At 72.1% G+C, this 13,625-nt stretch carries 11 protein-coding genes; 4 read left to right on the forward strand and 7 right to left on the reverse strand.

Features of this window, described 5'->3' with window-relative positions; genetic code table 11:
- The 4 genes from ABZ809_RS16660 (at position 1) to ABZ809_RS16675 (ending at position 4,254) form a co-directional block, all read left to right on the forward strand.
- The gene (locus ABZ809_RS16660; protein ID WP_357563380.1) at positions 1 to 780 is read left to right on the forward strand and encodes a methyltransferase domain-containing protein; all 780 of its coding nucleotides are present in this window, start codon (positions 1 to 3) and stop codon (positions 778 to 780) included.
- A gap of 91 nt (positions 781 to 871) precedes the next feature.
- Positions 872 to 1,717 (forward strand): alpha/beta hydrolase, encoded by an 846-nt coding sequence (locus ABZ809_RS16665; RefSeq protein WP_357563381.1) that lies wholly within the window; start codon positions 872 to 874, stop codon positions 1,715 to 1,717.
- 106 nt (positions 1,718 to 1,823) lie between these two features.
- Entirely contained in the window at positions 1,824 to 3,011 is a 1,188-nt protein-coding gene (locus ABZ809_RS16670; protein WP_357563382.1) for a S8 family peptidase, read from the forward strand.
- A 19-nt stretch (positions 3,012 to 3,030) separates the two neighbouring features.
- Positions 3,031 to 4,254 carry a S8 family peptidase gene (locus ABZ809_RS16675; RefSeq protein ID WP_357563383.1) on the forward strand — a complete coding sequence of 408 codons (1,224 nt, stop codon included), beginning with the start codon at positions 3,031 to 3,033 and terminating at the stop codon, positions 4,252 to 4,254.
- Positions 4,255 to 4,306: 52 nt separating this feature from the next.
- Here ABZ809_RS16675 and ABZ809_RS16680 read toward each other — a convergent pair whose 3' ends face one another.
- The 7 genes from ABZ809_RS16680 to ABZ809_RS16710 form a co-directional block, all read right to left on the reverse strand.
- Positions 4,307 to 6,841, reverse strand: a complete 2,535-nt coding sequence (locus ABZ809_RS16680; RefSeq protein ID WP_357563384.1) for an FtsX-like permease family protein — start codon at positions 6,839 to 6,841, stop codon at positions 4,307 to 4,309.
- Positions 6,842 to 6,846: 5 nt separating this feature from the next.
- On the reverse strand, positions 6,847 to 7,632 hold the full coding sequence (locus tag ABZ809_RS16685; protein ID WP_357563385.1) for an ABC transporter ATP-binding protein: 786 nt from the start codon (positions 7,630 to 7,632) through the stop codon (positions 6,847 to 6,849).
- A 103-nt stretch (positions 7,633 to 7,735) separates the two neighbouring features.
- Complete coding sequence (locus ABZ809_RS16690; RefSeq protein WP_357563386.1) at positions 7,736 to 8,383, reverse strand: response regulator transcription factor; 648 nt, start codon at positions 8,381 to 8,383, stop codon at positions 7,736 to 7,738.
- Complete coding sequence (locus ABZ809_RS16695) at positions 8,371 to 9,609, reverse strand: sensor domain-containing protein (protein WP_357563387.1); 1,239 nt, start codon at positions 9,607 to 9,609, stop codon at positions 8,371 to 8,373. Before ABZ809_RS16695 ends, ABZ809_RS16690 begins: the two co-directional genes overlap by 13 nt.
- 184 nt (positions 9,610 to 9,793) lie before the next feature.
- Positions 9,794 to 11,641 (reverse strand): hypothetical protein, encoded by a 1,848-nt coding sequence (locus ABZ809_RS16700; RefSeq protein WP_357563388.1) that lies wholly within the window; start codon positions 11,639 to 11,641, stop codon positions 9,794 to 9,796.
- Between the two features lie 123 nt (positions 11,642 to 11,764).
- Positions 11,765 to 12,418, reverse strand: coding sequence for a response regulator transcription factor (locus tag ABZ809_RS16705; protein WP_357563389.1), 654 nt, complete (start codon positions 12,416 to 12,418; stop codon positions 11,765 to 11,767).
- Positions 12,415 to 13,557 carry a sensor histidine kinase gene (locus ABZ809_RS16710; protein WP_357563390.1) on the reverse strand — a complete coding sequence of 381 codons (1,143 nt, stop codon included), beginning with the start codon at positions 13,555 to 13,557 and terminating at the stop codon, positions 12,415 to 12,417. Before ABZ809_RS16710 ends, ABZ809_RS16705 begins: the two co-directional genes overlap by 4 nt.
- Between the last annotated feature and the right edge of the window lie 68 nt (positions 13,558 to 13,625).

Below are 13,625 nucleotides of genomic sequence, written 5' to 3' on the forward strand. Positions count from 1 at the left end.
ATGCCTCTTGACCCGGTAGCACACAACCGCACCGCCTGGGACCGGCAGGTCGAGCAGGGCAACGAGTGGTCGCGCCCGGTCTCCGCCGAGACGATCGCCAGGGCGCGGTCCGGTGACTGGTCGGTCGTCCTGATCGGCTATCAGCCCGTCGACCGGTCCTGGTTTCCCGCCGACCTCTCGGGGACGGACATCCTGTGTCTGGCCTCCGGCGGCGGGCAGCAGGGTCCGACGCTCGCCGCCGCGGGGGCCCGGGTCACCGTCTTCGACAACTCGCCCCGGCAGCTCGAACAGGACGAGTCGGTCGCCCGGCGGGACGGGCTGGAGCTGCGTACCGTCCTCGGCGACATGCGTGACCTGTCGGTCTTCCCGGACTCCTCGTTCGACCTGGTCTTCCATCCGGTGTCGAACCTGTTCGTGCCCGAGCTCGCGCCGGTGTGGCGGGAGTGCTTCCGGGTGCTGCGACCGGGCGGGACGCTGCTGTCCGGCTTCCTCAACCCGGACGTCTTCCTCTTCGACAACGAGGCTCTGGACCAGCGCGGCGAGTTGGTGGTGCGTCACCGGCTGCCGTACAGCGACCTGACCCACGTCCCGGCGGCGGAGCGCGAACGCCTGTGGGGCGCCGACGCACCGCTGGAGTACAGCCACACGATGACCGGGCAGTTCGGCGGCCAACTCGCCGCCGGCTTCGTCATCGTCGGATTCGAGGAGGCGCCGCACCACTCCGACGCCACCGCCGGCTGGCTGCCGGGCTACTTCGCCACCCGGGCGGTCAAGCCGTGACGGCGGGCGCTCGGAGACGGGCGCCCGCCCCTGGTCATGCCCATGATCACCCCCGGTACGGGACAGTTGGCGACGATGCCACCATGTCCCGATGACCGATCCGACCTTCGTCCTCGTCCACGGCTCTGCCAGCAACTCGTTCACCTGGGCCCCGATGCAGCGGGAGTTGGCCCTGCGCGGGCACCGTTCGCTCGCCGTCGACCTGCCCGGGCACGGGTTCGGCGCGGCCTTCCCGGTGGCGTACCAGGCTCCGCAGGACCTCGCCGCCCTGGCCGCGGCGCCCAGTGCGATGGCCGGCATCGGGCACGCCGACAACGTGGCGCACGTCCTGGACGTGGTGCGGCGGGTCCGCGAGCACGGGCCGGTGGTCCTGGTCGGTCACAGCCGGGGCGGGCTCACCCTGACCGGGGTCGGCAACGCCGCCCCGGAACTGGTGGACCGGCTGGTCTACATATCGGCGTGGTGCTGCGCCGCCGACACCCCGGCCGGCTACCAGGCCTCGGCGGAGAACGCGTCGAGCGCGCTGCACCACGTCGCCGGCCTGATCGCCGCGAACCCGACGGAACTCGGCGCGCTGCGATTCAACTGGCGTACCGCCGACCCCGAACTGCTCGCCACGCTCCGGGAGGCCGTTCTGGCCGACGGCACCGACGACGAGTTCCACGGATTCCTCAACACCCTGGAGCCGGACGAAAGCCTGGACACGGGGAACGAGCTGGCCGACGCCGCGACCTGGGGCCGGATTCCGCGTACCTACGTGCGGCTCACGGCAGACCGGTCGATCCCGATCGCGCTCCAGGACCGGTTCATCGCCGACGCCGACGTCCTCACCCCCGACAACCGGTTCGACGTCCGGTCGCTCGATGTCAGCCACGCCGGTGTGCTGGTACGCCCGGGCGAGACCGCGGCCCTGCTCTCCGCGCTGGTGAAGGAGTAGCAAGCGCCGCGGCGATGGTATGGGGATTTCGATATGGGCTGGGCGCCACCTCCATATATAGACTTCTTTCGATTTGCTCTGCGCGGCCGTCGGAGAGGAACGAAAGATGACCCACTCACGCACCCGCTACGGACGCCAGATGCTCGGCGCCCTCGTCGCGATCGCGACCGGCGTCGTGGTCACCGCCGGGCCAGCGGCGGCGGCACCGGCCGTCGGCGAGGTCCGGTTCGCCGACAGCCCGAACGCGGTCGCGGGTAGCTACATCGTCGTGCTCAAGGACGAGGCGGTCGGCGCCCGGACCAGCGTCGCGGTGCCCGCCAAGGCCGGCGAGCTGAGCAAGCGGTACGGCGGCGCCGTCACCCGGGTCTACGGCGCGGCGGTCAACGGCTTCGCGGCGACGCTCAGCGCCCCGGCCGCGAGGCGGCTGGCAGCCCACCCGGACGTCGCCTACGTCGAACAGGACCAGGTGGTGTCGATCAACGCGACCCAGCTCAACCCGCCGTCCTGGGGGTTGGACCGGATCGACCAGCGCGACCTGCCGCTGGATCGGGCCTACACCTACCCGAACACGGCCAGCAACGTGCGGGCGTACATCATCGACACCGGCATCCGTTTCTCGCACACCGACTTCGGCGGGCGGGCCACCAGCGGCTACGACGCGGTCGACGGCGGCTCCGCGGACGACTGCAACGGTCACGGCACGCACGTCGCGGGCACCGTCGGCGGTGTGGTGCACGGCGTGGCCAAGGGGGTCCAGCTCGTCGCCGTACGGGTGTTGGACTGCACCGGCAGCGGTACCCTGGCCGGTGTCATCGCCGGGGTCGACTGGGTGACCCAGAACGCGGTGAAGCCCGCGGTGGCGAACATGAGCCTCGGCGGCGGAGCGAGCGCCACACTGGACAACGCGGTCACCAACTCGATCCGCTCCGGCGTGACGTACGCCGTGGCGGCCGGCAACTCCACCGCCAACGCCTGCAACTCCTCCCCCGCCCGGGTCCCCGCCGCGATCACCGTGGGCGCCAGCACCAGCACCGACGCGCGTGCGCCGTACTCCAACACCGGAACCTGCCTGGACATCTGGGCGCCCGGCTCGGCGATCACCTCGGCCTGGTACACCACCAACACCGCGACAAACACCATCAGCGGCACGTCGATGGCCGCGCCGCACGTGGCCGGCGCGGCGGCCCTGGTGGTGTCCGTCACCAACTGGCCGCCGAACCTGGTCCGCGACTACCTGGTCGCCAACGCGACCACCGGCAAGCCGGCCAGCCCGCTGCTGTTCGTCGTGAACTGAACCGGAAAGGGCGGGCGCAATGACACTTCTCAGCGGCGGCCGGCAGGCGCTCGCCACCGGCCTCGCGATGGTCGCGACCCTCGCGGTGGCGAATCCCGCCCCGGCCGCCGCCGGGGTGACCGGAGAGATCCGGTACGCCGGCAGCGCCACCGCCGTCGACGGCAGCTACCTCGTCGTGCTGCGGGACGGGGCGGTGGGCGCGACGGCTGGCACCCGGCGTGCGATCGACGCCGTACCGGACCTGGCCGCAGGGCTGGCGCGACGGTACGGCGGCAGCGTCACCCGGGTCTACGGCGCGGCGCTCAACGGGTTCGCGGCCCGGCTGACCGAGTCGGCCGCGAAGCGGTTGGCCGGCCACCCCGACGTGGCGTATGTCGAACAGGACCGGACCGTCACCGCCAACGCCGTCCAACGGCCCACGCCCTCGTGGGGCATCGACCGGATCGACCAGCGCGCCCTGCCGCTGAACCAGACGTACAACTTCGAGTTGATCGCCAGCGGGGTGCGGGCGTACATCATCGACAGCGGCATGTCCGTCGCGCACCCGGACTTCAGCATCGGCAGGGCGACCAGCGGGTACGACGCGATCGACGGCGGGACGGCCGACGACTGCAACGGGCACGGCACGCACGTGGGCGGCACCGTCGGCGGCCGCCAGTACGGGGTGGCGAAGGACGTCAAGCTGGTCGCGGTACGCGTGATCGCCTGCGTACGGCCCAGCACCGTGTCCGAGGTGATCGCCGGCGTGAACTGGGTGGCCGCCAACGCGGTGAAGCCGGCGGTGGCGACGCTGGCCGTCAACACCTCCGCCTCGACCGCCCTCGACAACGCCGTCGGCACGGCCGTCACCTCCGGCGTCACGTTCGTCGTCTCCGCGGGCAACGACGCCGGCAACGCGTGCAACTACTCCCCCGCCCGGGTGCCGACGGCGATCACGGTCGGCGCCACGTCGCAGACCGACCAGCGCGCCGCCTGGTCCAACACCGGCGTGTGCCTGGACCTCTTCGCCCCCGGCGTGAGCATCACCTCCGCCTGGTACACCAGCACCGCCGCGTCGATGAGCGCCAGCGGCACGTCGATGGCCGCCGCCCACGTGGCCGGGGCCGCCGCCCTGGTCCTCGCGGCGAACCCGACCTTCACCCCGGTCCAGGTGCGGGACGCCCTCGTCGCGAAGGCGATTGTGGGGATCGTGCCCAATCCCGGCACCGGCTCGCCCAACCGGCTGCTCCACGTCGGCCCGTGACCGGACTGCGCAGGGTCGTCACGAGCCGGTCCGCCGCCGCAGCGGGCGTGCATCAGGGGGCGTTCAGGGCGTCCAGGGCTCTGGCCCGCAGCACGAGCCGTGCGGGTACCACGCCCCCGACGACCCCGATGAGCAGCGCCGCGGCACAGATCAGTGCGTACTGTCCGGCGGCGAACGGCAGCCACAGGGTGTGGGTGAAGATGTATCCGTACCCGAGCAGCGGAACGGCGGCGACGGCCGTGCCGAGCAGAAGGCCGCCGAGCACGATGATCGCCGTCTCCCAGACGACCGCCCGAACCACGTGGCCGGGTTGCGCCCCCGCCAGCCGCAGCAGTGCGAACTGTCCACGCCGGGCCATCGCCGAGGTGACCAGTACGTTGATCGCCGCGATGCCCGCGTAGCCGCCGATCAGGATCACGAACAGGTAGATGATCCAGGTGTCGCCGCTGCTCTGCGCCCGCAGGAAGGACATGTACTCGGCCTTGGTCAGCGCCCGCACGTCCGGGTCGACCGTACGCAGCGCGTCGATACGGGCCGCGACGGCAGCCTGTTCGGCGCCCGGTTCGAGGGCGACGAGGACGCCTGCGTCGTACGGTTCGAGCATGTGCCCGAGGACCATCGAGCGGGGCACGAAGACCGAGAAGGTGGCCGAGTCGGCCTCGAAGACGGTCGCCACGGTCGCCTGGGACGGTGTGCCGTCCGGAAGTAACACCTTGGCCTTTTCGCCAGCCTGCCAGCCCTGCGCCTCGGCGATTCCGCGTTCGACGGCGATGCCGTCGTCGCCGAACGCCGACCAGTCACCGGCGTGCGCTTCGAGCGCGAACAGGGTGGGCACGGTGGCCGGGTCCACGGCGACCACATCGAGGGACGTCACCGACATGGCCCCGTCCGGCAAGCCGATCCGGGTATTGATCATGCCCGTGGCGGCCCGTACCCCGTCGAGTTCCGAGACCCGTCCGGCCAGTTCCGACGGCAGCCCTAGCTGCTCACTCCCCCGCACGGCGAGATCGATCCGCAGCTGTCGCTCGTAGTTGCGCGCCCGCGCCTCGAACGTCCCCTCCTCCTGAAAGATCAGCAGACAGGCGAACGCCACCATCAGCATCAGTGGCGTGGTCACACCCACCGCGCGGGAGAGGTCGCTGCGGATCTGCCGGGTCGCCAGAAATCCGCCGAACGAACGAGCCAGCAATGGCCGGACAACGGCCAGGATCCCGGCGAGCAGTGCCCTGCCGAGCAGCACCGCGGCCAGCACCAGGAACGGCGCGGACATCAGGAAGAGCACACCCGCCACGTCCACGGCGGTGAAGCCGCCGGTCCGGGCGGTGACGGCCCCCGCGGTGACGAACCCGGCGGCGACCGTGAGCATCAGCACGCCCCAGATCACCCGTGCCCGACCGGACTGCGCCGGCTGGACGTCCACCGCCCGCATCGCCTCCGCCGGAGCGACCCGGGACGCCTTCCAGGCGGGCAAACTGCCGGCGAGTACGGCGGTGACCAGGGCGACGCCGACGCTGACGACGAGCGGAGTCAGGCCGACGACGAGTTCGGTCGAGCGGGACACCATGCCCTGGGCGGCGAAGAACCGGATCGCCACCGCGCCGAGGCCGACACCGGCAACCGCACCGGCCGTTCCCGCGACGAGCCCCATGAACGCCGCCTCGCCGATGACGAGGCGACGGATCCGACCGGGCGTCGCACCCACGGTCCGCAACAGTGCGATCTCCCGGCGGCGCTGCATCACGGACACGGACAGCGTGCTCGCGATGACGAGCGCGGCGATGCTCAGAGCACTGGTCGCCATGACCGCCATGAACTGGCCCGATCCGCCGGACAGCTCGGCCTGTCGACGGTCAAGGAAGAGTGCGTGGGCCCGGTCCAGGGTCACTTCGGCCTCAGGAAGCGAGCGCCGTAGGTTCCGGGCAACGGCGGCCGGGTCGCCCGTGACGTCCACGAGGGCCAGCAGGGGATCACCGCCAAGTTGGGCGGCCTGCCTGTCGGCGACGAACACCGCATGCTCGAACTGCGAGCCGGGCCAGTCGCCCACCCCGGTCAGCCGGTACGTCGAGGCGCCACGCGTGGTGCTCAGTGTCACCCGGTCGCCCACCCCGACGCCGGCCTCCTCCGCCGTGCTCCGGTCGAGCACCAGTTCGTCGGCCTGGTTCGGCGGGCGCCCCTGTGCGAGGGCGAACGGCTCGACGACCGCAGTGCTCCAGGGATGGGCCCAGGAACGCTTCTCCGCGTCGCCGATCTTCCGGCCGTCGACGACCACATAGGCGGGCGAAGGGGTCTCGGCGGTGACCGCGGCGACCCCGGCCGTGGCGCGGATCGTGGCGAGTTGGGCGTCGGTCAGACGCCGACGATCGGTGAGCAGGATGGTGCGCCCCTTGCCGTCCGTGGCCTCGTTCGGCATCCGGACGACCACCTCGACGTCCCGCAGTTGCCAGGGGGTCGAGACTCCGCCCGGGGTCGCGGCGGAGGACGACTGTTGGAGGATCATCGCGCCGGTGACGAGGGCGGCGCCGAGTGCGATCGCGACGACCGAGCCGAGCGCCGCGAACCACCGGGAACGCAGGCTACGCCACGCCATCACGATCATGAAACTCCCTCCAGGGCGGCGAGACGGGCCAGGATCGACTCGGCGGTGGGGGCGGCGAGTTCCTCCACGAGAGTGCCGTCGCGCAGGAACAACACCCGATGCGCCCAGCTCGCCGCCAGGGGGTCGTGGGTCACCATGACGACGGTCTGGCCGAACTCGTCGACCGCCTGCCGAAAGAAGCGCAGCACCTGCAACCCGGTACGGGAGTCCAGGTTTCCGGTCGGTTCGTCGGCGAAGACCACCTCGGGCCGGTGCAGCAACGCCCGCGCGACCGCGACCCGCTGCTGCTGCCCGCCGGAGAGCTCGGTCGGCCGGTGGCTCAGCCGATCCCCCAGGTCGAGCAGGTCGACCAGACGCCGGAACCACTGTGGGTCGGCCTTCACTCCGCCGAGCCGCTCGGCGAGGGTGATGTTCTCGGCGGCGGTCAGGGTCGGTATCAGGTTGAACGCCTGGAACACGAAGCCGAGACGGTCTCGCCGCATGGCGGTGAGCTGCCGCTCCGACAGGGAGGTCAGATCCGTGCCTCCGATCGTGACCGAGCCGCCCGTCGGCCTGTCGAGACCCGCCACGCACTGTAGGAATGTCGACTTGCCGGATCCTGAGGGACCCATGATTGCCGTGAACTGACCGTGCCGGAAATCCGCCGAGACCCCGTTGAGGGCGGTGACGAGCGCCTCCCCCCGGCCGTACGTCCTGGACAGGTGCCGGACCGAGATCGTGGGCGGCTGGCCCGCTGTCGCCGCCGGCCACGTGCCCTGGCCGGAGGCGTTTTCGGTACGCATTCCGCAGCTCGTCTCCTTCGTGCGGGAATCGGTCCGTCGATTCCAGCACCGGCCGAGCCGCCGCACATCCACGCAGGAATGAGTCTTCGCGGTGGTGCCAGCGTTACCCTGCCTGCAGGTAGGTGAGGACGGCGTGCACCCGCCGGTGGTCGGTCTCGCCGCGCGACAGGTTGAACTTGGCGAAGATGCCGTTGACGTGCTTCAGCACGGTGGCCTCGCTGACCGTCAGCGCAGCCGCGATGGCGCCGTTCGTCCGCCCCTCGGCCATGAGCGACAACACCTCGGCCTCGCGTGCGGTCAACTGCTCCAGCGGCGAGCGGTTCTGCCTGCGGCCGAGCAACTGTCGGACCACCTCCGGGTCGATGACCGAGCCACCTGCCGCGACCTGCTCCACCGCCGCGAGGAATTCGTCGACGTGGCCGACCCGTTCCTTCAGGAGGTAGCCGACCCCACCGTCACCCGAGGAGAGCAACTCGGTGGCGGAGCGATGGGTGACGTGCTGCGAGAAGACGAGAATCTTCGCCGTCGGATCCTCCGCACGTAGCTGGATGGCCACCCGCAGCCCTTCGTCGGCGAATCCGGGCGGCATGCGGACGTCGACGATCGACAGGTCGGGACGGTGCGCCCGGATCGCCGCGGTGAGGCCGTGCGCGTCCCCCGCGACCGCGACCACCCGGTGGCCACTGGAGGCCAGCAGGTGGACCAGCCCTTCGCGCAGCAGGACCGAGTCCTCACCGATCACGATTCGCACGGCACCTCCATCCGTAGCACGGTCGGACCTCCCCGTGGGCTGCTGAGCGTGACCGTACCTCCGTACGCCTCGATCCGGTCGGCGATCCCGGCGAGGCCGGTTCCCCTCGGATCGGCCCCGCCCACACCGTCGTCGGCGACGGTCGCGACCAGCGTTCCGTCGTCCGTGGCGAGGCACACCGTGGCCGATGCCGCTCCGCTGTGCTTCGACACGTTCGACAACGCCTCGCAGATGGCGAAGTAGACGGTGTGTTCGACGCCGGGCGACGGACGGCGGGGCAGGTCCACCCGCAGGTCGACCGGGAGTGGGTGGACGTCGACGATCTCCGCCAGCACCGCTTCGAGGCCCTGCTCCCGAAGGGTGGCGGGATAGATGCCGTGCACCAGGTCCCGTAGTTCACGCAGGGCCCGGTGGGCCTCGTCGTGCGCCTTCTCGACCAGCTCCCGAACCACCGGGTCGGCGTCGGGCACCCGCACTCGCAGCAGTCCGAGCGTCATCAGCAGCGACGTCAACCGCTGCTGGGCGCCGTCGTGCAGGTCGCGCTCGATCCGCCGGCGCTCCGACTCGAAACCGGCCACCACCCGGGTACGCGACTCGGCCAGTTCCCGTACCCGGGTGCCGAGTTGCACCTCCCGGTTGCCGACGAGCAACAGCCGCGCCAGGAACGCCCGGGCGGCGGTGAGGGCGGTGAGCAGGTACAGCGCGACCGCCAGCAGGACGAGGCCGAGCAGCGGCGCGAGAACGACACCGGGCAGCCGGGACGCGTCCAGGCCGAAGTACGTGAGGATCTGGATCCGGTCGCCGCTGCCCCGGTCGTCGATGATCGGCGCGAGCACCAGCGACGCCGGGATCGCCAGCACCACGAACGCGATCATCGCGTCGACCAGGCTCAGCGGGAGCAGCAGCAGACCGTACAACAGCTCCTGCCAGGTGGCTGGCTCGCGGAGCCGGCAGCGCAGCCAGCCGCCCGCGCCGGGCCGGTCCGGCCGGGTGTGAGGCGACGGACGAGGTCCGTCCACCACCCAGCGCAGCCGCCACCGCTCCGTCACGCCGAGCGGGATCCCGGCCCACGGTCCCAGTGGCAGGCACGTCGCGACCCACCCCGTCGCCACCACCGGTGAGCAGAGCAGGTAGCCGACGCACCGCCACGGCCACCAGGTCAGCACCAGCCGCAGCCGGTACCGCGTCATCGCGTCCCACGCCGTCCCCTCGGGCGCATCCGCCATCGTGTTCGCTGCCTCCCGAGCGGTCGCGGCATCCGGTCACCGCACGCAACCCGTCGACGTCCGGACCGGCGGGCACGGCCGAAACGGGCGGCACGCATCTTACGGGCATTTGCCGTGTCGTCGTCAGGGACGAGACCCACCTGGTCGGCTCCGGCGGCGAGCGCACCAACCGCGAGGTTCAGTTCTACGTCCGGGTCGGTGGCCACTGGAAGCCGAGCTGTCGGGCGGATTCCTCGCTGCCACCGGCGAGCCGGTCCTGCCGGCGCGGGTCGCTGGCGCAGAGCCTTCTGACGACGTCGTCGACGACGTGCGCCGGGTCGCCTGCGGGCACGTCGAGTACGGCCACGAACTGGAGCCAGGGTTCCTCGCCGGCACCCGGGCGCCGGGGATAGCCGTAGGACACGTGGATGCGCCCGCGGTCGTTCGCCCGGGCCTCCAGCCAACCCGGCTGGCAGTCCCACCCGCCCAGCAGGGCTGGTTCCTCGCGCAGTCGCTTCCGTACGAGGCGGGCGACGGTCCGCTCGGGCCACTCCCAGCTGTGGTCGGATTCGGCGCGTGCGATCTCGGCGTCGTACTGCGCGGCGTCGAAGGTGTACGCCGGCAGGACGAGGCCGGGGGCGTCGGGGTTGCGCCAGTCACGCCACACGACCTCGTCACCGCGGCGCTGGATGGTGACGTGGAGAGCGCCGCAGCAGCCCTCGGTGCAGTCGGCCTCGGCCAGCCGGACCTCGTGCGGCTCGACGTCGGCGCGGAGCCGGTGGTCGAGGCCGAGGAGGTACTCGGGTGACTCCGCCGGTCCGGCGGTGAACGTCTCCACGACCACGGGCCGGCCGTCGACGAATATCCTCGTCTCGACGGCACCGGCATACACCGGGTCGGCGACGGCGACCCGGATCGAGATCCGGCTGGTCGTCTCGTTCCCGGTGTTCCCCACCGGTGGCGGCCACCCGTTCGTCGTCCGGGCCCAGGCAGCCCAGTGCGCTCGATGGTGGGTCTGGGAATCGGCGGATCGCCTGGCGGTCTCCAGGACTTCTACCCAGGCCGGCTGGGCAAGGAGGTCGTCGAGCCCCGATCTCACCCGGTCCAGCTCCTGGCGCGGCCAGTCGAGAGTCGCCGCCTGGCCGACGGAGAGGTCCGCCAGTAGCGCGACGACCAGGGCGTACCGGTCGAACGAGGGGGTCATGATCGGAGCCGCGTGCGCGAAGCGGGAGACGGCCGCCGGCGCGTCGGCGTACCCGCGCAGCTCGGCGTTCCCGGCGGCCCGCTGCGACATGGCCAGCAGCACCCGTCCGGCCTGCTCGACGACGTCGCCGTCGACGTCGTCAGCAACCAACCGGTCGACGATGCCCACGGTCTCCGCGATCCGGCGGGCATTCGTCATCGATCGTCCGTCGGGTCCGACGCCGTGCGCGAGCAGCCAGTCGAACGTCGCCGGCTCCGCGAGGGCACACAGCGCCCTGACCGCCCGGGCGCGCCGCCACGGATCCGAGCGATCGGCCAACCAGATCAGGTCATCCGCGGCGCCGGGAATGTCGCGCAGGACCCGGATGGCAATCTCCCCCAACGGCCTACCCAGCAGCCCGAGCAGGCGGACCGGGCCGGCGTCGTCGCGCTCGGCGGTCCCGGCCAGCAGCGCCAGCCCGACACTCACCGTGCCACGCTCGTGGCCGCCGTAGGCGAGCTTGCGGCCCACCTGTCGTCGCCAACCCGGATCGAAATCGACGACGACCTCCCGCAACGGGACGGCCATGCGGCAGTCGGCGCCCATCGCCGCCAGCGCCTCGGCCAGCCGCTTTCCGGCCCGGTCAGGTGCAGGGGTGTCCGCATGGACCGACCGCACGAGGTCGAAGAGAAGGCCCCTACGCTCGCCGTACGGCCTGCGGGTCGACGGGCGACCGGCGACGGGGCCGAGGTCCGGATACGGCTGGCCGTCGTTCGGGAGCGGGCCGTACGGATGAGCGGCGTGCAGGGCGGTGGCGTGTTCGAGAATCGTCGGCAGGTCGAGCGCCTTGCGCTCGGCGACGTCGCTCACCGGATCGGGCGGGACTCGATTCTGATCGTCATGTCGCACACCCTGTCACCCGTCCCGGATCCCCGGCAAGCCGTTTGCGGCGGCCACGGCGAGGGCGACCGGCACGCCGGTGAGCCGACTCCTTCACGCGGTGTCGACGATTCGACGTTCCCAGGCCCAGACGGCGATCTCGGTGCGGTTGCGGAGGCCGAGCTTGGTCTGGATGGTCGAGACGTGGCCCTTGACCGTGCTCAGGGAGATGAACAGCTCGGCGCCGATCTCCAGGTTGGTACGGCCGCGGGCGATCTGCCGGACCACGTCGATCTCGCGTACCGACAACGACGGCAGTGACCTGTCGGGCTCTGGTGCCGACGCGGTCAGGTGCCGCAGCAGCCGTACGGTGATCGACGGGGAGACCAGCGCGTCGCCGTTGTGGGCGGCGCGGACCGCCTCGACGAGCAGGGCCGGGCCGGCGTCCTTGAGGATGAAGCCGGCCGCACCGCCGCGCAGCGCGCCGTAGACGTACTCGTCGAGGTCGAACGTGGTGACCACGACGACCCGCAGCGGGTCCCGTACGCCGGATCCGGCCAGTGCCCGGGTCACCTCGATGCCGTCGAGCCGGGGCATCCGGATGTCCACCAGGCAGACGTCGGGACGCAGGCGGCGGGCCCGCGCGATCGCGTCGACGCCGTCCGACGCCTCGGCGACGACGGTGATGTCCGGCTGGTCTTCGAGGATGAGCTTGAGGCCGCCGCGGATCATCGCCTGGTCGTCGGCGACCAGCACGCGGATCGTCATCGGGACCGTCCGTCCTGGATGGGCAGGGTGGCCAGGACCGACCAGCCGGCGTCGGGGCGGGGACCGGTGTGGAGCGTACCGCCGAGGGCCTCGACGCGTTCCCGCATGCTGACGAGGCCGTACCCGCCCCGGTGGGCGGCGCGGGTGGGACCCGGTGGCGCGTCGTCGGTCACCTCGACCGTGACACCGGCGGGCCCCTGGTCGACGGTGACGGTGACGCCACCGGCGTGCGGCGCGTGCCGGGCCACGTTCGTCAGCGCCTCCCTGACGATCCGGTACACGGTGCTGGTCACCTCCGGCGGCCACGGCGTGCCCGCGTCGGGCACCCGCAGGCGTGTCGGCGGGCCCTGCCGGTTGAAGCGCTCGACGAGGACGCCGAGCTGTTCCGGCTCGGCCGAGGCGGGTGGGGCGTCCTCGGTGTCGCGGAGCAGCCCGACCACGCGACGCATCGCGCGCAGCGCCTCGGTGCCGGCGGTCTCGATCCCGGTCAGCGACTCGGTCACCTGCCCCGGGTTCCTCCGCGCGACCACCTGGGCGGCCTGCGCCTGGATCAGCATGCCGGTGATGTGATGGGCCACCACGTCGTGCAGTTCCCGGGCCATCTCCAGCCGCTCGTCCCGGCGTACCTTCTCGGCGGTGGCCGCCGCCCGGTCGTCCAGCAGCCGCAGCGTCATGCCGACGGCGACCGCGCCGAGCCAGGCCACGACGTTCATCGCCACGACCGCCGGGACGCCCGACGACTGCGGGCGGGCGGCGAGCCAGGCGCCGCCGACCACCGCGAGCCCTCCGGCGGCGAGGGCACCGGCCGGCGCGGGAGGAAGCGCGCGCACCGCCGACCCGACGAGGACGGCGAGCGCCAGCGCCATGGCCGGCCCCGGCTCGGTCGGCAGGTGGAACACCCGGGCCGCCGCGACGGCCAGTCCGGCGACTCCGAGGCCGGCGGCGGCCGTCCACGCCCGGTGCCGCCGGCGTACCAGCGCCAGCGCGCAGACCGCGACGGCGGCCGCACCGCCGGCGAGCCAGTACCGGGCGCCCCACGTCTGGGCGACCGCCACCGCCTCGATGCCGATCGCGGCGAGGAAGACCGCGGCGAGCCCCGCCGGGGCCGCGACCCCGGACAGCCGGTCCCAGACGCTCATCCGTTCACGTTAGGAGATCGCCGCGGCCCGCGAACCGGTCGAAAGTAGGGCCGCCGGCGTACCGGTCC

This window comes from Micromonospora sp. NPDC047074, assembly GCF_040643815.1.
In the GTDB taxonomy this organism is placed as follows: domain Bacteria; phylum Actinomycetota; class Actinomycetes; order Mycobacteriales; family Micromonosporaceae; genus Micromonospora.

What these genes read in the sequence shown, in the direction of transcription:
- ABZ809_RS16680 (WP_357563384.1), bottom strand. Translation starts at nt 6,841, where the DNA reads ATGGCGTGGCGTAGCCTGCGTTCCCGGTGGTTCGCGGCGCTCGGCTCG.
- ABZ809_RS16675 (WP_357563383.1), top strand. Translation starts at nt 3,031, where the DNA reads ATGACACTTCTCAGCGGCGGCCGGCAGGCGCTCGCCACCGGCCTCGCG.
- ABZ809_RS16660 (WP_357563380.1), top strand. Translation starts at nt 1, where the DNA reads ATGCCTCTTGACCCGGTAGCACACAACCGCACCGCCTGGGACCGGCAG.
- ABZ809_RS16710 (WP_357563390.1), bottom strand. Translation starts at nt 13,557, where the DNA reads ATGAGCGTCTGGGACCGGCTGTCCGGGGTCGCGGCCCCGGCGGGGCTC.
- ABZ809_RS16670 (WP_357563382.1), top strand. Translation starts at nt 1,824, where the DNA reads ATGACCCACTCACGCACCCGCTACGGACGCCAGATGCTCGGCGCCCTC.
- ABZ809_RS16705 (WP_357563389.1), bottom strand. Translation starts at nt 12,418, where the DNA reads ATGACGATCCGCGTGCTGGTCGCCGACGACCAGGCGATGATCCGCGGC.
- ABZ809_RS16685 (WP_357563385.1), bottom strand. Translation starts at nt 7,632, where the DNA reads ATGCGTACCGAAAACGCCTCCGGCCAGGGCACGTGGCCGGCGGCGACA.
- ABZ809_RS16665 (WP_357563381.1), top strand. Translation starts at nt 872, where the DNA reads ATGACCGATCCGACCTTCGTCCTCGTCCACGGCTCTGCCAGCAACTCG.
- ABZ809_RS16695 (WP_357563387.1), bottom strand. Translation starts at nt 9,609, where the DNA reads ATGGCGGATGCGCCCGAGGGGACGGCGTGGGACGCGATGACGCGGTAC.